General features: G+C 68.4%; 16 protein-coding genes and 1 tRNA gene. 2 read left to right on the plus strand and 15 right to left on the minus strand.

Going from position 1 to position 21233, the window contains the following annotated elements:
• Positions 1-74 precede the first annotated feature (74 nt).
• Complete coding sequence (locus WYO_RS20515) at positions 75-899, plus strand: class I SAM-dependent methyltransferase (RefSeq protein ID WP_007566027.1); 825 nt, start codon at positions 75-77, stop codon at positions 897-899.
• Here the strand turns inward: WYO_RS20515 and WYO_RS20520 are convergent.
• The 5 genes from WYO_RS20520 to WYO_RS20540 all read right to left on the minus strand — a co-directional run bounded on the left by WYO_RS20520 (position 896) and on the right by WYO_RS20540 (position 5692).
• On the minus strand, positions 896-1882 hold the full coding sequence (locus tag WYO_RS20520) for an MDR family oxidoreductase (protein WP_007566029.1): 987 nt from the start codon (positions 1880-1882) through the stop codon (positions 896-898). The genes WYO_RS20515 and WYO_RS20520 overlap by 4 nt on opposite strands.
• Positions 1883-1944: 62 nt before the next feature.
• Positions 1945-2535 carry a hypothetical protein gene (locus tag WYO_RS20525; RefSeq protein WP_007566031.1) on the minus strand — a complete coding sequence of 197 codons (591 nt, stop codon included), beginning with the start codon at positions 2533-2535 and terminating at the stop codon, positions 1945-1947.
• Between the two features lie 424 nt (positions 2536-2959).
• Complete coding sequence (locus WYO_RS20530; RefSeq protein ID WP_039903565.1) at positions 2960-4060, minus strand: cell wall hydrolase; 1101 nt, start codon at positions 4058-4060, stop codon at positions 2960-2962.
• Positions 4061-4286: 226 nt separating this feature from the next.
• Positions 4287-4997, minus strand: a complete 711-nt coding sequence (locus WYO_RS20535; RefSeq protein ID WP_007566036.1) for an MOSC domain-containing protein — start codon at positions 4995-4997, stop codon at positions 4287-4289.
• Positions 4994-5692 carry a glutamine amidotransferase gene (locus WYO_RS20540; protein ID WP_007566038.1) on the minus strand — a complete coding sequence of 233 codons (699 nt, stop codon included), beginning with the start codon at positions 5690-5692 and terminating at the stop codon, positions 4994-4996. The genes WYO_RS20535 and WYO_RS20540 overlap by 4 nt, the downstream gene beginning before the upstream one ends.
• Before the next feature lie 105 nt (positions 5693-5797).
• Between WYO_RS20540 and WYO_RS20545 the strand changes: the two genes are divergently transcribed.
• Complete coding sequence (locus tag WYO_RS20545; RefSeq protein WP_007566040.1) at positions 5798-6331, plus strand: helix-turn-helix domain-containing protein; 534 nt, start codon at positions 5798-5800, stop codon at positions 6329-6331.
• 67 nt (positions 6332-6398) lie between these two features.
• Here the strand turns inward: WYO_RS20545 and rpoC are convergent, their stop codons facing one another.
• The 10 genes from rpoC to WYO_RS20595 all read right to left on the minus strand — a co-directional run bounded on the left by rpoC (position 6399) and on the right by WYO_RS20595 (position 21066).
• On the minus strand, positions 6399-10607 hold the full coding sequence (rpoC, locus tag WYO_RS20550; RefSeq protein ID WP_007566042.1) for a DNA-directed RNA polymerase subunit beta': 4209 nt from the start codon (positions 10605-10607) through the stop codon (positions 6399-6401).
• Positions 10608-10776: 169 nt separating this feature from the next.
• Positions 10777-14901: a DNA-directed RNA polymerase subunit beta gene (rpoB, locus tag WYO_RS20555; RefSeq protein WP_007566044.1), complete on the minus strand. Its 4125-nt coding sequence runs from the start codon at positions 14899-14901 to the stop codon at positions 10777-10779.
• A gap of 243 nt (positions 14902-15144) precedes the next feature.
• Entirely contained in the window at positions 15145-15522 is a 378-nt protein-coding gene (gene rplL, locus WYO_RS20560) for a 50S ribosomal protein L7/L12 (protein WP_007566046.1), read from the minus strand.
• 49 nt (positions 15523-15571) lie between these two features.
• Positions 15572-16090 (minus strand): 50S ribosomal protein L10, encoded by a 519-nt coding sequence (gene rplJ / locus WYO_RS20565; RefSeq protein ID WP_007566048.1) that lies wholly within the window; start codon positions 16088-16090, stop codon positions 15572-15574.
• A gap of 643 nt (positions 16091-16733) precedes the next feature.
• Positions 16734-18377 carry a DUF4070 domain-containing protein gene (locus WYO_RS20570; RefSeq protein WP_007566051.1) on the minus strand — a complete coding sequence of 548 codons (1644 nt, stop codon included), beginning with the start codon at positions 18375-18377 and terminating at the stop codon, positions 16734-16736.
• Positions 18378-18537: 160 nt separating this feature from the next.
• Complete coding sequence (gene rplA, locus WYO_RS20575) at positions 18538-19236, minus strand: 50S ribosomal protein L1 (protein ID WP_007566052.1); 699 nt, start codon at positions 19234-19236, stop codon at positions 18538-18540.
• An 11-nt stretch (positions 19237-19247) separates the two neighbouring features.
• The gene (gene rplK / locus WYO_RS20580; RefSeq protein WP_007566054.1) at positions 19248-19697 is read right to left on the minus strand and encodes a 50S ribosomal protein L11; all 450 of its coding nucleotides are present in this window, start codon (positions 19695-19697) and stop codon (positions 19248-19250) included.
• Positions 19698-19919: 222 nt separating this feature from the next.
• Positions 19920-20453 (minus strand): transcription termination/antitermination protein NusG, encoded by a 534-nt coding sequence (gene nusG / locus WYO_RS20585; RefSeq protein ID WP_007566056.1) that lies wholly within the window; start codon positions 20451-20453, stop codon positions 19920-19922.
• A gap of 54 nt (positions 20454-20507) precedes the next feature.
• Positions 20508-20804, minus strand: coding sequence for a preprotein translocase subunit SecE (secE, locus tag WYO_RS20590; protein ID WP_007566058.1), 297 nt, complete (start codon positions 20802-20804; stop codon positions 20508-20510).
• A gap of 185 nt (positions 20805-20989) precedes the next feature.
• Positions 20990-21066: transfer RNA gene (locus WYO_RS20595), tRNA-Trp, on the minus strand.
• Positions 21067-21233: the final 167 nt, after the last annotated feature.

A 21233-nucleotide genomic window follows, 5' to 3' on the forward strand; every position in this document is an offset into this window, starting at 1 on the left:
CGAAGGCTTGGCGTTCCGCGACGCGCGACATTCGTGCACAAGGCCGGCTCTTCGAAGGATCTCCGGAGCAGCCGATGTCGTCCCCACCCTTTTCCGAGGCCATCGCAGCCAACCGCAAGGCCTGGGATGCTTCCGCTCCGCTTCACCGGGCGGATCCCACCTGGGATCGACTGACCCGTCACTTTGCCAGCAACCCGAATTTCTCCTGGTTCGACCCGCCGATGCAGGCTGCCCTGCAGGCGATCGGGCTCGCGGGCAAGACGGTGGCCCATCTCTGCTGCAACAACGGCCGGGAGACCGTGTCGCTGATGAATCTCGGCGCCCGGGCGGCGGTGGGGTTCGACCAGTCGGAGGCGTTCCTGGACCAGGCCCGGGAGCTGGCCCGGATCGCCGGGCGCGCCTGCCAGTTCGTCGCCGGCGACGTGCACGCCATCGACCCGCACTACGACGCCAGCTTCGACCTCGTGGTAATCACGATCGGCGTGTTCGGCTGGATGCCGGACCTCGCCCGGTTCATGGCGGTTCCCGCGCGGCTGCTGCGCCCGGGCGGCCGGATCCTCATCCACGAGGAGCACCCGATCGCGAACGTGTTCGAGCCGAAACAGGAGCCGGCGCTCCTCGTCCGGCACTCCTACTTCCGCGACGCGCCCTTCGTGGGCGAGACCGCCATCGTGTACGGGGACGGCCCGGCACCGGAGGTCGGGCCGCATTACTGGTACGTGCATCCGATGAGCCGTGTGATCGAGAGCCTGATCGGCGCGGGGCTCGCGATCGAGCGGTTCCAGGAATTCCCGGACAACATCAGCACCACCGCCGACGAGCCCCTTTCGGCCGGCCGGCTGCTGCCGCTGAGCTACCTGCTCCAGGCCCGGAAAGGGCCGGAGCATCGAGCGCTCTAGCCGACCTCCACAACGGTGCGGCCCCGGATCCGGCCAGCCAGGATCTCCGGGCCGAGCCGGCCGACCTCCTCCAGGCGGACCCGGCTGGTCATGCGGGCGAGCGTGTCGAGATCGAGTTCCCGGGCGAGGCGCGCCCAGGCCTCGCGGCGCTTGGGCTGCGGGGTGGTGACACTGTTGATCCCGAGCAGCGAGACGCCGCGCAGGATGAACGGCGCCACGGAGGTCGGCAGGTCCATGCCCTGGGCCAGCCCGCAGGCCGCCACCGCGCCGTCGGACCGGGTCTGCGCCAGCACGTTGGCCAGGGTGGTCGAGCCCACCGCGTCGATGCCGGCCGCCCAGCGCTCCTTGCCCAGCGGCTTGCCGGGCTTGGACAACTCCGCCCGGTCGAGGATCTCGGCCGCGCCGAGGCTCTTGAGGTAGCCGGCCTCGCCGTCCCGGCCCGTGGAGGCGATCACGTGCCAGCCGGCCCGGGCCAGCAGCGCCACCGCCACCGAGCCGACGCCGCCGGACGCCCCGGTGACGATCGCGGGCCCCTGCGCCGGCGTCAGCCCGTGCGCGTCGAGGGCCATCCGGGACAGCATCGCGGTGTAGCCCGCCGTGCCGATCGCCATGGCCTGTTCGGCGGTCAGCCCCTCGGGGAGCGGCACCAGCCAGTCGCCCTTGACCCGGGCGCGCTCAGCGTAGGCGCCCAGATGCGTTTCGCCGACGCCCCAGCCGGTGAGCACGACCGCGTCGCCGGGCTTGTAATCCGGGTGATCCGAGGCCTCGACGATCCCGGAGAAATCGATGCCGGGGATCATCGGGAAGCGGCGCACCACGGGCGAGGTGCCGGTGAGCGCGAGCCCGTCCTTGTAGTTCAGGGTCGAGTGCGTCACCCGGACCGTGACGTCGCCCTCCATCAGGTCGGCATCGTCGAAATCCCGGAGGGCGAGGCTCTGCCCGGCCTCGCCCTTGTCGACCACCCAGGCCTTGAACGTCCCCATCACCACCTCCCATGCATGCGCCGTGAGGTGTCGCCGGGACGTCCGGAATCAAGCCGGCCGGATCAGTAGCCGTCGTACCGGCTGCCGGTGGAGAAGCCGAGGCCGACGCCGATATCGGCCGAGCTGGCGCCCGTGATGCCGACGGCGTCCGGGATCGACCCGACCAGGGGCCCGCCATAGGACGCGGCGCGGTAGCCGCCGCCATAGCCGCCGCCGACCGGCACCCAGCCGGCGCGGGCCGGCGCCACCAGGACGCGCCGGGAGACGGTGGCGTATTCCGGCGGGATGGTCTCGGGGATCGACTGGGCGGGCCGAACCAGCACGGTCCGGGTGCGCAGGGCGAAGCGCGGCGGCGTGGTGACCCAGCAGCCGATCAGCTCGCCGCCGGGACCGCGGCTCGTCTGCCAGACGCGACCGCCGGGCGAGACCATCACGCGCTCGGACACGGTGTCGTAGACCGGCGGCGTGGTGCGGTAGACCGTGCGCGGCGGCCGCACCAGCACGTTCTCCTGCACCGTGTCGTAGACCGGCGGGGACGTGACGTGGCGGTAGCATTCGGAGCCGTAGCAACCGCCGGCCTGCGCGGGGGCGGCGAACAGCAGGCCGCCGAAGGCGGCGGCGAGAAGGGTGGAGCGTGCGACCGGCGCGGTCATGGAGGTCCTCTGGTACGCGGTACGGGCGAGATGCTGCGCAAAGGCGGCGCTCGTCTCGACGCACTACAGGCCAGACTCGTTGCCCGGTTCGCAAGCAGAGTTCAAAAGGAAGGTAAAATTAACCCTCGGTTTGGACTGCTTAGCGATCGACTACCTAGGTAAGATTCTATCGAACAGCGTTACCATTCCTTAGTGCCGGTCGCGAAGGCGGCGCTTCGGGGTCCGACAGGGACTCGGAGGGCCCTGATCGGCGCCTCTCCAACCCGCCCCCTCATCCTGAGGTGCCCGGGGATCGAAGATCGCCGGGCCTCGAAGGAGCTCTCCAGAGAGCGCCGTGATCCCTGGAGGACCCCTTCGAGGCCTCCGCTACTCTCCGGCGCCTCAGGATGAGGGCGAGAGTGGGAGAGATCGGTCGAACAGACCCTCAGGTCTGCCCGGGCTTGAGCTGGTAGAAGATGTGCCGCCCGATCACATCCATCTTGCGCAGGCGGCGCGCCCAGCCCGGCCGCACGTAGTCGGCGTGGTAGTGGGTGGCGGCGCCGACCTCGGCCAGGTAGGTCCGGCCCTCGATCACCGAGCGGGCGATCCGGGTCGCCGATTCCCAGGCGCCGGCATCGGTGATGCGCAGGGACTTGCCCTCGCAGGCGAAGGAGAACTGGCAGCCCATGTAATGGTGCCGGTTCTGGTAGACGACGCCGCAGACGCTGCTCGGATAGAGGCCGCTCTTCACGCGGTTGAGCACCACCTGGGCGACGGCGGCCCGGCCGGCCTCGGATTCGCTGCGGGCCTCGAAATACACCGCTTCCGACAGGCAGCGCTGCTCCTTGTCGAGGGATTCCGGATCGATCAGGTCGGCGTAGCGCCGGCGGGCATCCTCGGGGACCGATTGCAGGATCTCCGGGCGATCGGGACGGATCGCGAAATCGGGCAGCGCCAGGCTCGCGGCCGCCACCTCGATCGGGATCGCGTCGGCCGGCGCGGGCGTGGTCGAGGACAGGGCCACGGCCCGGGGCACGGGCGGGGTCGAGCCGTCGAAGCGGCGCTCGGTCTCGCCATCCTCGGTGAGGTCGGCACTGCCCTCCCCCGTGGAGGCGGCGCTGCCGGACCCCGTGGTCAGGCCGAGATCGGGCACCGGCACGAAGCCGGCCTCCGGCTCGGCCTCGGGATCCCAGACCGCCGAGCCCGCGCTCAGCACGCCGCTGACGCTGCCGGTGACGTCGCCGAACACCAGGGCGGCGCCGGTCTCGCGCAACGCGGCGGCACGGCGGGCGAAGCTCGCGGCCGGCGGCTGGGACGGGTCCCCCTTGCCGTCCCGCTGTACCACCGGGAAGACGTGCGCGCCGGTCTTGAGCACCGCCTGGAGCGGCTCGTCGGCGCTGCGCCGCAGGGCGGATCCGATCAGCGCCGTGCCGGGCGGCAGGGCCGGGACCGTGAAGGCGTCGATCGCCCCGAGCCGGCTCGAGCCGATGGCGTTCTCGGTCCCGGCATCGGCCGTGAACGAGACCAGCAGGCCGAGCCCCGCCAGCCAGGGCGTGAAGGCGGCCGAGAGCCAGCGCAGGCTCGATTCCCGTCGTCCTCGTCTCGCACGCACGGCTTCAGACCCGTTCCGACCAACCCATCCGCGATCCTGCGCGCCGAAGACGGCGGTTCCGGTGCGGCCCGGGATTTATCGGCCGGTATGGTTGAGGTCGGGTTAAGCGCGGCCGCGCGGCCACGTCCGAACCGGGACGGTGCTCTCGCTCCAGCGGTTTTCAGCTGTCCGGCGATTCGAGGCGGGGCGCCCAATCCTCGACCACGCCGCGTTCGAGACGCCGCCGGGCGAGCGCCCGCCAGGAGGGGGACAGCGCCTCGAGCGCCGCGATCCCCGCGAGGGCATCCCGATCCAGCCGGTCCACGTAGAAGGCCCGCAGGAGCCGGGCGAGCGGCCATGCCGGGTGGGGCCGTTCCACCAGGCGCAGGCGGTCGCCCGCCGCGATCGTCCCCGGCTCGACCACGCGGTAATACCAGCCGGTCCGCCCGCTCGCCTGGACCCGGCGGGCCATGTCGGCGGCGGCGAACCGGTGATTGAGCTTCCAGCAGGGCTGCCGGGCCTGGCTGACCTGCAGCAGGGCCGAGCCGGCGCGCCACAGGTCGCCGACGCAGATATCATGCTCGGTCAGGCCCAGGGTCGAGAGATTCTCGCCGAAGGCGCCGGGCCGCGCGAGGAGGGATGGGTCGGCCTCCGGCACGTCCCGCCGCCAACCGGCGTAATGATCGAACGCGTAATGGTGCACGGCCTTCTCGGGGCCGCCGTGATGGCGGAGATCCGCCTGCGCGTCGCCGGCGAGCCCGTTGAGGCCGACCGCGACCGGGTGGAGGCAGGGCGTCTTGGCGATGCCGCTGCTTGAGCCCGACAGGCCGAGCGGGGCGACCGGCCCGACCAGCACCGCGTCGATCGCGACCTCCGTCACGGCGTCGGTCATGTGAGCCCGCCCAGCCATTCGGCGAGGCAGCGCCGGCCCGCCTCGGCGGCGCCCGGGCCGAGCCGGCGCGCATCCGCCCGCAGGGCCGGCACCGACGCGCCCGGCGTCGCCGCAATCTCGACCGCGTGGCCGATCAGCCAACGCTCGAAACCCTGCCCGTCCGCCTCCGGGTGGAACTGGAAGCCCAGCGCGTGCCGGCCGAGCGCGAAGGCCTGGTTCGGGCAGAGCGCCGTCGCCGCCAGACGCTCGGCGCCGGGCGGTAGATCGAAGGCGTCGCCGTGCCAGTGCAGCACGGGCACATGGTCGAGATGCCGCAACGGGCCGGCGCGGCCGCGATCGGTCAGCGCCACCGGCGCCCAGCCGATCTCCTTGCCCGGGCCGGGGGCGACCCGGGCCCCGAGGGCGGCGGCCATGAGCTGCGCGCCGAGGCAGATCCCGAGGGTCGGTGCGCCGGCGGCGAGCCGGACCCGCAGGGCTTCCCGCTCGGCGCGCAGGAACGGGTAGATGTCATCCTGGTCGACACCGATCGGACCGCCGAGCACGACGAGGAGGTCGGCGCTGCCGGCTTGCTCGGGGGTGAGATCGTCGATCCCGGCATCCCGGTAGCGGATCGCGTAGCCGGCCTGCTCGATGCGGTCCGCGAAGGCGGCGAGATCCTCGAACGCCACGTAGCGGATGACGACGGCTTCGCGCATGGCCCCACCCGGTTCGCGACCGACCCGGAACGTCCCGACTCGGACAACCTGTTGTCCAGAGGCATAAAGGTTGCCCGTATCGGGGGCAAGCGGCATGGTCCCGCCATGTCGATCCTCGCCGGCCGCATCCGTGCCTTCCGCCACCGCCGCGGCCTGACCCTCGAAGCGCTCGCGGCCGCCGCCGGCATCCACAAGGGGCACCTGTCCCGGATCGAGCGGGGCGAGAAGGCGCCCTCGGTCGGCACCCTGGAGGCGATCGCGCAGGCGCTGGGCGCCCAGATGGCGGAGCTGTTCGGGGAATCGGCCGGGGCCGCCGACCTGATCGTGGTGCGGCGGGAAGACCGGGCGGTGGTCCAGGACCCGGCCTACGGGGTGCAGGCGCTGATACCCGGGGCCGACGGCCGGGCCGGCTCGCTCTACATCGTCGAGCCGGGGGACGCGTTCCTCACCCAGGACCGGCCGAGCCATGCCGGCCAGGAGATCGCCTACGTGCTGGAGGGCGCGGTCGAGCTGGCGGTGGCGGATCGGCTCATCACGCTGCGGGCCGGCGATTGCGCCACCTACGCGGCCGGGCTGCCGCACCGGTTGCGCCGGCTCGACGGGTGCAAGGCCGCCGTGCTGGTCTTCGTCGCCGGCTGACCGGAGCCGGCAAAAAGAAAGGGCGGCCTCACGGCCGCCCCTCCTGCGTCTGTCGCTCCCGATCCGATCACTCGGCGGCGGGGGGCAGCTCCTCGATCGGATCCGCGGCGCTGCCGGCCTGCTTCTGCTGCAGGATCATCGCGTCGCGACGGCGCGCCACGGCGCGGATGTCGGCCACCATCGAGCCCGTGCCCGCCGGGATGAGCGAGCCGACGATGACGTTCTCCTTGAGGCCTTCCAGATGGTCGACCTTGCCGTTGACCGCGGCCTCGGTGAGCACCCGGGTCGTCTCCTGGAACGAGGCCGCCGAGATGAACGACTTCGTCTGCAGCGACGCCTTGGTGATGCCGAGCAGAACCGGCACGCCCTGGATCGGCTTCTTGCCCTCGGCAAGCAGCTTCTCGTTGTACTCGGTCAGCTCCGTCCGATCGATCTGGTCACCCGCGAGGATGTCCGAATCGCCACCGTCGGTGACTTCGACCTTCTGCAGCATCTGCCGGACGATGACCTCGATGTGCTTGTCGTTGATCGACACGCCCTGCAGCCGGTAGACCTCCTGGATCTCGTTGACGAGGTAGGCCGCGAGTTCCTCCACGCCCTTGATCGCCAGGATGTCGTGCGGGGCCGGGTTTCCGTCGACGATGTAATCGCCGAGTTCCACCACGTCGCCGTCCTGCAGGTGGATGTGCTTGCCCTTCGGGATCAAGTACTCCACCGCCTCGGAGCCGTCATGCGGCGTCAGCGTGAGCCGACGCTTGTTCTTGTAGTCGCGGCCGAACGCGATGGTGCCCGACTTCTCGGCGATGATCGCCGCGTCCTTCGGGCGCCGGGCCTCGAACAGCTCCGCCACCCGCGGCAGACCGCCGGTGATGTCGCGGGTCTTGGCCGAGTCGGTCGAGACACGGGCCAGGATGTCGCCGGCATTGACCTTGGCCCCGGGATCGAAGCCGATGATGGCGTCGACCGGCAGGAAGTAACGGGCGTCCGAGCCGCGCGGCAGCTTGAGCGCCTTGCCCTCCTTGTCGACCACGACCATCGCGGGCTTCAGATCCGAGGTCCGGGCCGAGCCGCGCCAATCGACCACCACGCGCTTGGCGATGCCGGTCGATTCGTCGGTGGTCTCGGTCATGGACTGGCCGTCGACCAGATCCTCGTAGGCCACGATCCCGTCGACCTCGGTGAGGATCGGACGGGTGTAGGGGTCCCACTCGGCGATCCGCTGGCCGCGCTTGATCTTGTCGCCCTCGTCGACCCGGAGCTTGGCGCCGTATTGCAGGCGGTGGACCGCCCGCTCGACCCCGTCCGACCCGACGATCACGACCGCCACGTTCCGGCCGGTGGCGATCAGATCCCCGTCCGAGTTCTTGGCGATGGCCCGGTTGCGGATCTTGATCGTGCCCTCGAAGCTCGACTCGATGAACGACGAGTCGGCGATCTGCGCGGCGCCGCCGATGTGGAAGGTGCGCATGGTGAGCTGGGTGCCCGGCTCGCCGATCGACTGCGCCGCGATGACGCCGACCGCCTCGCCCATGTTGACGGGCGTGCCGCGGGCGAGATCGCGCCCGTAGCAGGTGGCGCAGACGCCGCTCTTGGTGGCGCAGACCAGCACGGAGCGGATCTTCACCTCCTGGATGCCCGCCGCCTGGATGGCCGGCAGGTGCCGCTCCTCGATGGTCTCGCCGGTCTTGACGATCACCGTGCCGTCGGCCGCGACCAGATCCTCGGCCGTGGCGCGGCCGAGAATGCGGGTCGCCAGCGTCGCCACGACCTGGCCGGCATCCACGATGGCGCGCATCTTGATGCCGTTGGTCGTGCCGCAATCGACCTCGCGGATCACGGCGTCCTGGGCCACGTCGACGAGGCGGCGGGTCAGGTAGCCGGAGTTCGCGGTCTTCAGGGCGGTGTCGGCGAGGCCCTTACGGGCACCGTGCGTGGAGTTGAAGTACTCCAGCACGTCCAGACCTTCCTTGAAGTTCGAGATGATCGGCGTCTCGATGATCTCGCCCGAGGGCTTGGCCATCAGGCCGCGCATGGCGGCGAGCTGCTTCATCTGGGCGGGCGAGCCACGGGCACCCGAGTGGCTCATCATGTAGATCGAGTTGACCTGCTTGTCGGCGCCGTGCTCGTCCTTCTGCACGCTCGAGATGCGGTTCATCATCTCGGCGGCCAGCTTGTCCGAGCACTTGGCCCAGGCGTCCACGACCTTGTTGTACTTCTCGCCCTGGGTGATCAGTCCGTCGTTGTACTGCTGCTCGTAGTCCTTCACGAGCGTACGCGTGGTGTCGACGATCGACCACTTGTTGTCCGGCACGACCATGTCGTCCTTGCCGAACGAGATGCCGGCCTTGAACGCGTGGTTGAAGCCGAGCGCCATGATCCGATCACAGAAGATCACCGACTCCTTCTGACCGCAGTGGCGGTAGACGGTGTCGATCATCGCCGAGATCTCCTTCTTGGTCATCAGCTTGTTGACGACGTCGAAGGGAACCTTGGCGTGCTTCGGCAGGGCGCCGGACAGGATGACCCGGCCCGGGGTGGTGTCGTAGGTCTTGGTCAGCGGCTCGCCGTCCGGGCCGATGCCGGTCCAGCGCCACTTGATCTTGGTGTGCAGCGACACGGTCTTGGCCGCGAGCGCGTGCTCGAGCTCGCCCATGTCACCGAAGACGCCCTGCATCGGGTTCTTGGCGTTGTCGGCCTTGAACTCACCCGGCGCGCCGTCGGCCACGATCGACAGGTAGTAGAGGCCGAGCACGATATCCTGCGACGGCACGATGATCGGCTGACCATTGGCCGGGTGCAGGATGTTGTTGGTCGACATCATGAGGACGCGCGCTTCCAGCTGCGCCTCGAGCGACAGCGGGACGTGCACGGCCATCTGGTCGCCGTCGAAGTCGGCGTTGAACGCGGCGCAGACCAGCGGGTGCAGCTGGATCGCCTTGCCCTCGATCAGCTTCGGCTCGAAGGCCTGGATGCCGAGGCGGTGCAGCGTCGGCGCGCGGTTCAGCATCACCGGGTGCTCGCGGATCACCTCGTCGAGGATATCCCAGACCTCCGGCTTTTCTTTCTCGACCAGTTTCTTGGCCTGCTTCACCGTCGCCGAGAAGCCCTTGGCGTCGAGGCGCGCGTAGATGAACGGCTTGAACAGCTCGAGCGCCATCTTCTTCGGCAGGCCGCACTGGTGCAGCTTCAGCTCGGGGCCGACCACGATGACCGAACGGCCCGAGTAATCGACGCGCTTGCCGAGCAGGTTCTGGCGGAACCGGCCCTGCTTGCCCTTCAGCATGTCGGCGAGCGACTTCAGCGGGCGCTTGTTGGCACCCGTGATGACGCGGCCGCGGCGGCCGTTGTCGAACAGCGCGTCGACGGCTTCCTGCAGCATCCGCTTCTCGTTGCGGATGATGATGTCGGGCGCGCGCAGCTCGATCAGCCGCTTGAGGCGGTTGTTGCGGTTGATGACGCGGCGGTAGAGGTCGTTCAGGTCGGAGGTCGCGAAGCGGCCGCCATCCAGCGGGACCAGCGGGCGCAGGTCCGGCGGGATCACCGGGACGACGGTCAGGATCATCCATTCCGGCTTGTTGCCGGACATCTGGAACGCCTCGATGATCTTGAGGCGCTTCAGCAGCTTCTTCGGCTTCAGCTCAGAGGTGGTGACCGCGATCTCCTCGCGCAGATCGTTGGCGATCTTGTCGAGGTCGAGCTCCTGCAGGATGCGCCGGATGGCCTCGGCGCCGATCATGGCGGTGAACGAATCCTCGCCGTACTCCTCCTGGGCGCGCAGGTACTCCTCCTCCGACAGGAGCTGACGCTCCTTCAGGGGGGTGAGGCCCGGCTCGATGACGCAGTAGGACTCGAAGTACAGGATGCGCTCGAGGTCCTTGAGGGCCATGTCGAGCAGCAGGCCGATGCGCGAGGGCAGCGACTTCAGGAACCAGATATGCGCGACCGGGGCGGCCAGCTCGATATGGCCCATGCGGTCGCGCCGGACGCGCGCGAGGGTGACTTCGACGCCGCACTTCTCACAGATGACGCCCTTGTACTTCATGCGCTTGTACTTGCCGCACAAGCACTCGTAATCCTTGATCGGCCCGAAGATGCGCGCGCAGAACAAGCCGTCGCGCTCGGGCTTGAAGGTCCGGTAGTTGATGGTCTCGGGCTTCTTGATCTCACCGTACGACCAGGAGAGAATCTTCTCCGGCGACGAGATTGAAATCTTGATCTGATCGAAGCTGACCGGCGTGGCCTGCTGGTTGAAAAGGTTCATGACCTCTTGGTTCATGATCCGCTCCTTGTTGACGCCGGTTGCCCCGCGCCGGGCCCCCGTGTCCTGAAAAAGATCCGGCGCCGCGCCCCGTTCGAGCGCCGCTGACCGTCGTCACCGGAGGCCCCGCCCCTCCCCGCTCGACCGTGGCGACCCGAGGCCGCCACGGGAGGTGTTCGCGACGCCGCTACTCGGCGGCGTCGGCGGGCGGCTCGAGCTGGTCGTTGGCGGCCTTCTTGGAGGACGTCAGCTCGACGTTGAGGCCGAGCGAGCGCATCTCCTTGACGAGCACGTTAAACGATTCGGGGATGCCGGCCTCGAACGTGTCGTCGCCGCGGACGATCGCCTCGTAGACCTTGGTGCGGCCGGCCACGTCGTCCGACTTCACCGTGAGCATCTCCTGTAGCGTGTAGGCCGCGCCGTAGGCCTCCAGCGCCCAGACCTCCATCTCGCCGAAGCGCTGACCGCCGAACTGCGCCTTGCCGCCCAGCGGCTGCTGGGTGACGAGCGAGTACGGGCCGATCGACCGGGCGTGGATCTTGTCGTCCACCAGGTGGTGCAGCTTCAGCATGTAGATGTAGCCCATCGTCACCTTGCGGTCGAAAGGCTCACCGGTCCGCCCGTCGTAGAGCGTCGACTGCGCCGAGCGGTCGAGGCCGGCCATCTCGAGCATCTGCTCGATGTCGGCCTCCTTGGCGCCGTTGAAGACCGGCGTGGCCATCGGCACGCCGCGACGGACGTTGTTGCCGGCCTCGGCCAGCTCCTCGTCGGTCAGGCCATCGAGCTCGCCCGGAGAGTAGATCGCCGTCATCTCCTCCCGCAGCGGGGTGATGTCCTGGGTCTTCAGATAGGCATCCACCGCCTTGGAGACCTTGCGACCCAGGCCCGCAGCCGCCCAGCCCAGATGGGTCTCCAGGATCTGGCCGACATTCATGCGTGAGGGCACGCCCAGCGGGTTGAGCACGATGTCGGCATGGGTCCCGTCTTCCAGGAACGGCATGTCCTCGATCGGCACGATCCGCGACACGACACCCTTGTTGCCGTGACGGCCGGCCATCTTGTCGCCCGGCTGGATCTTGCGCTTCACCGCCACGAAGACCTTGACCATCTTCATGACGCCGGGCGGCAGCTCATCGCCGCGCTGCAGCTTCTCGACCTTGTCGAGGAAGCGCTGCTCGAGGCGCTTCTTCGACTCGTCGTACTGCTTCTGCATCGCCTCCATCTCGGTCATGAGACGGTCGTCAATGACGGCGAACTGCCACCATTGCGAGCGCGGGTAGTCGTTGATCAGCTCGCGGGTGAGCGTGGTGTCCTTCTTGAAGCCCTTCGGGCCGGCCACCGGCGCCTGACCGATCAGCACATCCGCCAGGCGGGCGTAGGTGTTGCGGTCGAGGATCGCCTGCTCGTCGTCGCGGTCCTTGGCGAGCCGCTCGATCTCCTCGCGCTCGATCGCCTGGGCGCGCTCGTCCTTGTCGACGCCGTGGCGGTTGAACACCCGGACCTCGACGATCGTGCCGGTGACGCCCGGCGGCACCCGCAGGGAGGTGTCGCGCACGTCCGAGGCCTTCTCGCCGAAGATGGCGCGCAGGAGCTTCTCCTCCGGCGTCATCGGGCTCTCGCCCTTCGGGGTGATCTTGCCGACCAGGATGTCGCCGGCATTCACCTCGGCACCGATATAGACGATGCCGGCCTCGTCGAGGTTCTTGAGCGCTTCCTCGGAGACGTTCGGGATGTCGCGGGTGATCTCCTCCGGCCCGAGCTTGGTGTCGCGGGCCATCACCTCGAACTCCTCGATGTGGATCGAGGTGAACACGTCATCCTTCACGATCCGCTCGGAGAGCAGGATCGAGTCTTCGAAGTTGTAGCCGTTCCACGGCATGAACGCGACGAGCACGTTCCGGCCGAGGGCCAGCTCGCCGAATTCCGTCGACGGACCGTCGGCGATGATCTCGCCCTTCTTCACCGGCTCGCCGACGCGGACCAGCGGCTTCTGCGTGATGCAGGTCGACTGGTTGGAGCGCTGGAACTTCTGCAGGCGGTAGATGTCGACGCCCGGCTTGGTGGCGTCGGCCTCCTCGGTGGCCCGGATGACGATACGGGTGGCATCCACCTGATCGACGATGCCGGAGCGGCGCGCCGCGATGGCCGCGCCGGAATCGCGGGCGACCACGGCCTCCATGCCGGTGCCGACGAACGGCGCGTCGGCGCGCACCAGCGGCACGGCCTGCCGCTGCATGTTCGAGCCCATGAGGGCGCGGTTGGCGTCGTCGTTCTCGAGGAACGGGATCAGCGCCGCGGCTACCGACACGAGCTGCTTGGGCGAGACGTCCATGAGGTCGACGCGCTCCGGACCCACGACGATCACGTCGCCGGCCCGGCGGCAGACCACGAGGTCTTCCGTCAGCTTCTTGTTCTCGTCCATCTGCGCGTTGGCCTGGGCGACGTAGTACTTCGCCTCCTCCATGGCCGAGAGGTAGGCGACCTCGTCGGTGACCACGCCGTTGCGCACGCGGCGGAACGGGGTCTCGATGAAGCCGTACTTGTTCACCCGGGCGAAGGTCGCCAGCGAGTTGATCAGGCCGATATTCGGGCCTTCCGGCGTCTCGATCGGGCAGATGCGGCCGTAATGGGTCGGGTGCACGTCGCGCACCTCGAACCCGGCGCGCTCGCGGGTCAGACCGCCCGGGCCAAGCGCCGAGAGGCGGCGCTTGTGCGTCACCTCGGAGAGCGGGTTGGTCTGGTCCATGAACTGCGAGAGCTGCGACGAGCCGAAGAACTCGCGCACCGCCGCCGCCGCCGGCTTGGCGTTGATCAGGTCCTGCGGCATCACCGTGTCGATATCGACCTGGCTCATGCGCTCGCGGATCGCGCGCTCCATGCGGAGCAGCCCGAGGCGGTACTGGTTCTCCATGAGCTCGCCGACCGAGCGCACCCGGCGGTTGCCGAGGTGGTCGATGTCGTCGATCTCGCCCTTGCCGTCGCGCAGCTCGACCAGCGCCTTGACGACCGCCAGCATGTCCTCCTTGCGGAGGGTGCGGACCGTGTCGGCGGCGTCGAGGTCGAGGCGCATGTTCATCTTCACGCGGCCGACCGCGGAGAGGTCGTAGCGCTCGGAATCGAAGAACAGCGAGTGGAACATCGCCTCGGCGGTGTCGAGCGTCGGCGGCTCGCCGGGCCGCATGACCCGGTAGATGTCGAACAGCGCGCCTTCGCGGTTGGAGTTCTTGTCCACCGCCAGCGTGTTGCGGATGTAGGGGCCGACATTGACGTGGTCGATGTCGAGCACCGGCAGCTCGGTGATGCCGACCTCTTCGAGGCTCTTCAGGAGCTTCTCGGAGATCTCCTCGCCGGCCTCGGCCCAGATCTCGCCGGTCTCGGTGTTGACCAGGTCCTCGGCGATGTACTGGCCGACGAGATCCTCGTCGGTGGCCTTGAGGAACTTGGTGCCCTTCTCGGTGATCTGCCGGGCGTTGCGGGCGTTGAGCTTCTTGCCGGCCTCGAGCACGACCTCGCCGGAATCGGCGTCGATCAGGTCGACGGTGGCCTTCATGCCCTTCATCCGCTCGGGGTCGAACGGCACGCGCCACTCGGCGCCGTCGCGGTCGTAGACCACGCGGTTGTAGAAGGTCGACAGGATCTCCTCGCCGTCGAGGCCGAGCGCGTAGAGCAGCGACGTCGCCGGCAGCTTGCGCTTGCGGTCGATGCGGACGTGCACGATGTCCTTGGCGTCGAACTCGACGTCGAGCCAGGAGCCGCGATACGGGATGATGCGGGCGGCGAACAGGAGCTTGCCCGAGGAGTGGGTCTTGCCCTTGTCGTGGTCGAAGAACACGCCCGGCGAGCGGTGCATCTGCGAGACGATGACGCGCTCGGTGCCGTTGACGATGAAGGTGCCGTTCTCCGTCATCAGGGGCATGTCGCCCATGTAGACGTCCTGCTCCTTGATGTCCTTGACCGACTTGGCCTGGGTGTCCGGATCGACGTCGAACACGATCAGCCGCAAGGTCACCTTCAGCGGGGCCGCGAAGGTGATGCCGCGCTGGCGGCACTCGTCGACGTCGTATTTCGGCTGCTCGAACGTGTAGCGCACGAATTCGAGCAGGGCCGTCGAGGCGAAGTCCGAGATCGGGAACACCGACTTGAACACGCTCTGGAGGCCCTCATCGCCGCGGCCGCCCTCCGGCTCGTCGACCATGAGGAACTGGTCGTAGGATGCCTTTTGAACCTCGATGAGGTTCGGCATCTCGGCGACTTCCTTGATCTTGCCGAAGAACTTCCGAATGCGCTTGCGACCGACCAGCGTGTTGGCCATGTGAACTCGCTCCATCCCGCGTGCCTCGCGCCCGGGGAAGCGTTCCCGAAAGGGACCTCCCGCGCCGGGCCGTAACGCGCGCCCCGCCGGACCGCGCCACCGAACCGAATCTCTCTGGCCCGTTTCAGGGCCCTCCGCCGAAGCGGCCTAAAGCCCGCGGGTGCTGCACCCGCGGGCTCCAGTCACGACAGGCCCGAAGCGGACCTCCGTGGGGTGATGGGCCGGAACCGGCCCATCGTCGACTTACTTGAGCTCGACCTTGGCGCCAGCCTTCTCGAGCTGGGCCTTGAGCTTCTCGGCCTCGTCCTTGGCGACGCCTTCCTTGACCGGCTTCGGAGCGCCCTCGACCAGGTCCTTGGCCTCCTTCAGGCCGAGGCCGGTGATCGCGCGGACCTCCTTGATGACCTCGATCTTCTTGTCGCCGGCGGCGGCGAGCACGACGGTGAACTCGGTCTGCTCCTCGACGGCGGCGGCGGCGCCACCGGCGGCCGGGCCAGCGGCGACGGCGACGGCGGCAGCAGCCGAGACGCCCCACTTCTCTTCGAGCATCTTGGCCAGGTCGGCGGCCTCGAGAACGGTCAGCGAGGACAGGTCGTCGACGAGCTTGGCAAGATCAGCCATTTTCAATTCCTCTCAGATATCGGTTCGAACGATTGGTTTTTGAAGGGCCTCAAGCGGCCTCGTCCTTGGTGGCGTAGGCCCCGAACACGCGGGCGAGCTTGGCCGCCGGCGCATTGACGACCTGAGCGATCTTGGTCGCGGGCGCCTGTACGAGGCCCACGATCTTGGCGCGCAGTTCGTCGAGGGACGGGAGCGAGGCGAGCGCCTTCACGCCGTCCGGGTTCAGGGTTGTCTTCCCCATCGCGCCGCCGAGAATCACGAGCTTGTCGTTCGTCTTGGCGAAATCGACCGCGACCTTCGCGGCTGCGACCGGGTCGCCGGAATAGGCGAGCAGGGTCGGGCCCTTCAGGAGCGGCTTGATGGAGGCGACGTCCGTACCATCGAGTGCGATGCCGGCGAGGCTGTTCTTGGCGACCTTCACGGTGGCGCCGGCCTGCTTCATCTGCGAACGCAGCTTCTGCATGTCGGCCACCGTGAGGCCCTTGTAGTGGGCCACGACGACGACGGCGCTCTGATTGAACACGCCGTTGAGCGTCGAGACGAGGTCAGCTTTTGCTGTCCGGTCCACTGGGCTCTCTCCGGTTGGCGGAACCCGGTCTCGGGTCCGCCGGTTGCACATGCCGCCCGGACGTCGTCTCGGCCTTCAAGAGACCGGGAACGTCCGAACGACGCTTCGCGGCCCTGTCCCCGCACGTGCCCCTGGGGGCCGCTTCGGGCGAGTTGGTTCAAACCGACACCTCTCTACGGCGTTTGCCGGAGCGAGGCTTTTCCTAAGTTCGGTCTTCCCCGTCTGTGCAGGCTGGTCTTTGATTAAGCCGGCGAACCGGCACCTGCAGTCTCGGACAGGACATGGCCGGACAAGGCTCCGCAGGGCTTGGCGCCCTCTGGATCCTGCCGGCCTTTGCCACCCGGTTGCCCGGGCGACATTTCATGCGGAAACCGGCCGATTGGCCGTCTCCTTCCGTGAGGATGAAATGCGTAAGGCGCGGTGTATAGAGGCTAGGACGCCGCCTGCCAAGGGCCGAAGCGCGACTTTTCCGCCGCAGGCAAGCGCCCGTGGGGGAGATCGGCTTCGGATGCAGGGTCAGTCGGGTTCAGCGCGGCCCCGCATCCTGGGCAAAGGCCCGATCCTGGGGCGCCGGCGCTCCAGGATCGAATCGAGATCGAGGTGGGTGGGGCTTTGCCCGGCCCCGCACAGGCGACCCGTTACGCTAGGCCGCCTCACGCTCCGGTGCCAGCTTGCGCCGGGCATTCTCCCACCACGAGCGCCGCCGCGCATCCTCAGCCTCGGCGGCCTTGGCGGCGTAGAACGAGGCGTTGTGCTCGCCCCGCAGGGCCTCGCGGGTGAAGCGGATCAGGTGGTGGGCGACGAAGCCCATGTTGAACACCGCCTCGATCTGCCCGCGCTTGAGCGCGTAGCCGGCGGCGCTCCAGAACGGCTTGCGGTAATCCGAGAGCAGCCCGACCCGCGTGATGATGTTGAATCCGAGGATCAGGCCGCGGCGCAGGTTCGTGAAGGTGAGCTTGCCCTTGGTCGGCGTCTTGATCCGGTTCGGGTAGGTGGTCTGGCACTGGTGCTTGAACCGGGAGAAGAGCTGCTCCGGCTCGTAGGCGTGGGCGATCGCCCGGCGCCAGCTCGCCACGACGGTGTCGTGCGGGCGCTTGAACAGCACGTTGGATTCCAGCGCCGCGTCGTGAACCAGCCGGCCCTCGCGCTCCAGCCGGTCCCAGAGCGGGGTCTTGGGCAGGGCCTGGAGCAAGTTGATGGTCAGCACCGGGATCGCCGACTTGTCGATGAAGTCGATCAGGTTCTGCTCCGACTTGTCGCTGTCGGAATCGAGGCCCAGGATGATGCCCGAGGTGACTTCGAGGCCGTAGGAATTGAGGGTCTCGATCGCCTCGTACATCGGCACGGCGGCGTTGTGGGTCTTGTCGATGCCCTTGAGCGCGTCCGCCTCCGGCGTCTCGATGCCGACGAACACGGTCATGAAGTTGGCCTGGCGCATCAGCTCGAGGATCTCGGGCTGCTTGGCCATGTTGAGCGTCGCCTCGCAGGCGAACTGGAGCGGGTAGTTGTTCTTCTTCTGCCACTCCACGAGATGGGGCAGCATCTCGCGCGTCGCCTTGCGGTTGGCGATGAAGTTGTCGTCGACGAAGTAGACCACCGCCGGATGCCCGGGCTGGCTGATGATCGCGTCGAGCTCGGCGCACATCTGCTCGGGGGTCTTCAGCCGCGGCTGGCGGCCGTAGAGCTGCGGAATGTCGCAGAACTCGCAGCGATACGGGCAGCCGGAGGAGAACTGGAGCGAGCCGATCAGGTAGCGCTTAAGCGGGGCCGCCTCGTAGGCCGGGGCCGGGAAGTCCGAGAGCGCCAGCCGCTCACCGGTCTCGAACACGACCTGCTGGGTCGGCCGGGCGACGTCGGCATCGAGCCGTTCGATCAGCCGGTCGGTGGCGTCGCCGATCTCGCCGACATGGAGATAGTCGAAATCCGGGTATTTCTCGCGCGCCCCGGATACCGAGGGGCCGCCCAGCACCGCGACTTTGCCGGCCGCATGGGCGCGGCGGCCGATATCGTGGATCTGGCCCTCCTGGATATGCATCCCGGAGACGAACACGGCGTCGGCCCAGGCGAAATCCTGGGCGGAGGCGCGCCGGATGTTCTCGTCGATGAAGCGGTACTCCCAGCTCTCGGGCATGTAGGCCGCGATCACCAGGAGGCCCTGCGGGGGCATGAACGCCTTGACGCCGCCCATCAGCGGGTAGGCGTGCGAGAATGTCCCGAACGAGGGCGTGTAGGCGGGGAAGACGCACAGGATGCGTCGGCGGGTCGTGACGGAGACAGTGCTGCGCATGGCGCCTATCTAGCACAGCCGTGCGGGATGGCGCCCCCCTTCAATGCTGAGAATAACGTGATGGATCGAACCATCGCGGGGAGACAGGGCCGCCGCGTCGCGCACGAAAAACGCCCGGCCGTTTCCGGCCGGGCGCTTCGTAATAACGATGAGTCGAGGTTCAGGCGGTCAGGACCGTGTTCGGCTCGACCTTCACGCCCGGGCCCATCGTCGAGGTGACGGCGATGCGCTGGACATAGGTGCCCTTGGCGCCCGCGGGCTTCGCCTTGGCGACCGCGTCGGCAAACGCCTTGATGTTCTCGACGAGCTTGTCGGCGTCGAACGAGACCTTGCCGACGCCGGCATGGACGATGCCGGCCTTCTCGACGCGGAACTCCACCGAGCCGCCCTTGGCGCCGGCGACGGCGCTCTTCACGTCCATGGTGACGGTGCCGACCTTCGGGTTCGGCATCAGGCCGCGCGGGCCCAGCACCTTACCGAGACGGCCGACCAGCGGCATCATGTCCGGGGTGGCGATGCAGCGATCGAACTCGATCTTGCCGCTCTGGACGATCTCGAGGAGATCCTCGGCGCCCACGATGTCGGCACCCGCCGCCTTGGCGTCGTCCGCCTTGGCGCCGCGGGCGAAGACCGCCACGCGGACCGTCCGGCCGGAGCCGTTCGGCAGGTTGCAGACGCCGCGGACCATCTGGTCGGCGTGGCGCGGATCGACGCCGAGATTCATCGAGACCTCGACGGTCTCGTCGAACTTCGCGGTCGCCCGCTCCTTGACCAGCTTGATCGCCTCGTCGAGCGGGTAGAGCTTGGTCACCTCGATGCCCTCGCGGGCGGCGCGGATGCGCTTTCCTTCGCGTGCCATGATGTCCTCCCTCAGGCCGTGATTTCGAGGCCCATGGCCCGGGCAGAGCCGCGGATCATGGCGACGGCCGCTTCGACCGAGTCGCAATTGAGGTCGGGCATCTTCTTCTCGGCGATCTCGCGCAGCTGCGCCTCGGAGATCTTGCCGACGGACGGACCCTTACCGGGGGTCTTCGAGCCCGAAGCCGGCTTCTTGCCGATCTTCAGACCGACGGCCTTCTTCAGGAAGAAGGTGACCGGCGGCTGCTTCATCTCGAAGGTGAAGGAGCGGTCCTGATACGCGGTGATGATCACCGGGATCGGGGTGCCCTTCTCCATCTGCGCGGTCTTCGCGTTGAAGGCCTTGCAGAATTCCATGATGTTGAGACCGCGCTGACCGAGCGCGGGGCCGATCGGGGGCGACGGGTTCGCCGCGCCGGCCGGGACCTGAAGCTTCACGTAACCCGTGATCTTCTTCGCCATGGGATGACTCCCAAACTGCGTCCGCCGCCGGGCTGCCTAAGCGCGGGCGGGTCGGACGATTGCAGGTCGCGGTGCGATCCGTGGATCCCGGAGGCGAGGCCGGGCGGATCTTCCGCGGGTGAGACCGCCCCCGCGCGGGGTGCGGCCGCTTCGCGGCCGATGCTCAGCGCCGGCCGGAAGAGGATGGGCGGCCGGAGACCGACCGCCGAATTCCGATGTCGCTCAGGCCTTCTCGACCTGGGCGTATTCCAGCTCCACCGGGGTGGCGCGGCCGAAGATCGACACGGCTACCTTGAGGCGGGAGCGGGCCTCGTCGATCTCCTCGACGGTGCCGTTGAAGCTCGCGAACGGGCCGTCGGCGACCCGGACGGTCTCGCCGATCTCGAACGCGATCGACGGCTTGGGCCGGTCGACGCCCTCGGCGACCTGGCCCTTGATCCGCTCGGCCTCGGCGTCGGGGATCGGAACCGGCTTCGACTTGTCGGCGCCGAGGAAGCCCGTGACCTTCGGGGTGTTCTTGATGAGGTGGTAGACCTCGTCGGTCAGGTCGCACTTCACCAGGACGTAGCCGGGGAAGAACTTGCGCTCGGCATCGACCTTCCGGCCGCGGCGCACCTCGACGACCTTCTCGGTCGGGACCATCACCTCATCGAACAGCTCGGTCAGCCCGCGCTGGGCCGCCTGGTCCTTGATGGACTGCGCGACCTTGTTCTCGAAGTTCGAGTAGGCGTGGACGATGTACCAGCGCTTCGACACGGTTCCGTTCAACTCCGACAAGTCCGCGAGGTCTCCCCCGATCGATATCGCCCCTCAGAGGCCGAGCACGAGGCCGACCACGAAGCGCAGGGCCTGGTCGACCACCGTGAAGAACAGGCTGGTGACCACGACCATCACGAACACCATGATGGTGGTGATCGTGGTCTCCCGGCGGGACGGCCAGGTGACCTTGCGGGCCTCGTCGCGGACCTGGGAGAAGAACTCGCCCGGGGTCACGCGCTTCTGCGGTACCTTGGCGGGCGTGGCCGGGCGGGCCGGCGGCGTGTTCGCGGGACCGCGAGCTGCGCCGCGCGCCACATCCACCTTCTTGGTCGCTTCGTTCGATGCCATGGCGCCAGTGTTTTTTGCGTGCGCGAGCCCGAGGCAGGGCCTGCTTCCGGGAACGCGAACATCCGGCGCCGAGGGCCTGGACGGGCCCGCACCGACGGTCGCTTCAGATCTCGGATTGCGCCCGCTCTAGCGCAACTCCGCCGGCTTGTCGACCGGGGCGACCGCGCGGGGTTGGGTGAGATATCTGGCAGGAGTGGAGGGACTCGAACCCGCAACCTCCGGTTTTGGAGACCGGCGCTCTGACCAGTTGAGCTACACTCCTAGCGTCCCGCCAAATGCCCGATCGCGGCGCCGCTTGCAAGAGGTTTGCGATCGCTTTGGCAGGACTTTCAGGGGGCTGAGGCCCGAAACCGGTGGCCAAACCGGCGGCGATGACGGGCTCGGCGGGCGAGTGCCCGACGCGACGACGCCGGCCTCCGCGGGGACGGA

This window comes from Methylobacterium sp. GXF4, assembly GCF_000272495.1.
Classification (GTDB): Bacteria; Pseudomonadota; Alphaproteobacteria; order Rhizobiales; family Beijerinckiaceae; genus Methylobacterium; species Methylobacterium brachiatum.

Coding starts and splice junctions, on each gene's coding strand:
- WYO_RS20515 (WP_007566027.1), top strand. CDS start 75: ATGTCGTCCCCACCCTTTTCCGAGGCCATCGCAGCCAACCGCAAGGCC.
- WYO_RS20520 (WP_007566029.1), bottom strand. CDS start 1,882: ATGGGGACGTTCAAGGCCTGGGTGGTCGACAAGGGCGAGGCCGGGCAG.
- WYO_RS20525 (WP_007566031.1), bottom strand. CDS start 2,535: ATGACCGCGCCGGTCGCACGCTCCACCCTTCTCGCCGCCGCCTTCGGC.
- WYO_RS20535 (WP_007566036.1), bottom strand. CDS start 4,997: ATGACCGACGCCGTGACGGAGGTCGCGATCGACGCGGTGCTGGTCGGG.
- WYO_RS20540 (WP_007566038.1), bottom strand. CDS start 5,692: ATGCGCGAAGCCGTCGTCATCCGCTACGTGGCGTTCGAGGATCTCGCC.
- WYO_RS20545 (WP_007566040.1), top strand. CDS start 5,798: ATGTCGATCCTCGCCGGCCGCATCCGTGCCTTCCGCCACCGCCGCGGC.
- rpoC (WP_007566042.1), bottom strand. CDS start 10,607: ATGAACCAAGAGGTCATGAACCTTTTCAACCAGCAGGCCACGCCGGTC.
- rpoB (WP_007566044.1), bottom strand. CDS start 14,901: ATGGCCAACACGCTGGTCGGTCGCAAGCGCATTCGGAAGTTCTTCGGC.
- rplL (WP_007566046.1), bottom strand. CDS start 15,522: ATGGCTGATCTTGCCAAGCTCGTCGACGACCTGTCCTCGCTGACCGTT.
- WYO_RS20570 (WP_007566051.1), bottom strand. CDS start 18,377: ATGCGCAGCACTGTCTCCGTCACGACCCGCCGACGCATCCTGTGCGTC.
- rplA (WP_007566052.1), bottom strand. CDS start 19,236: ATGGCACGCGAAGGAAAGCGCATCCGCGCCGCCCGCGAGGGCATCGAG.
- rplK (WP_007566054.1), bottom strand. CDS start 19,697: ATGGCGAAGAAGATCACGGGTTACGTGAAGCTTCAGGTCCCGGCCGGC.
- secE (WP_007566058.1), bottom strand. CDS start 20,804: ATGGCATCGAACGAAGCGACCAAGAAGGTGGATGTGGCGCGCGGCGCA.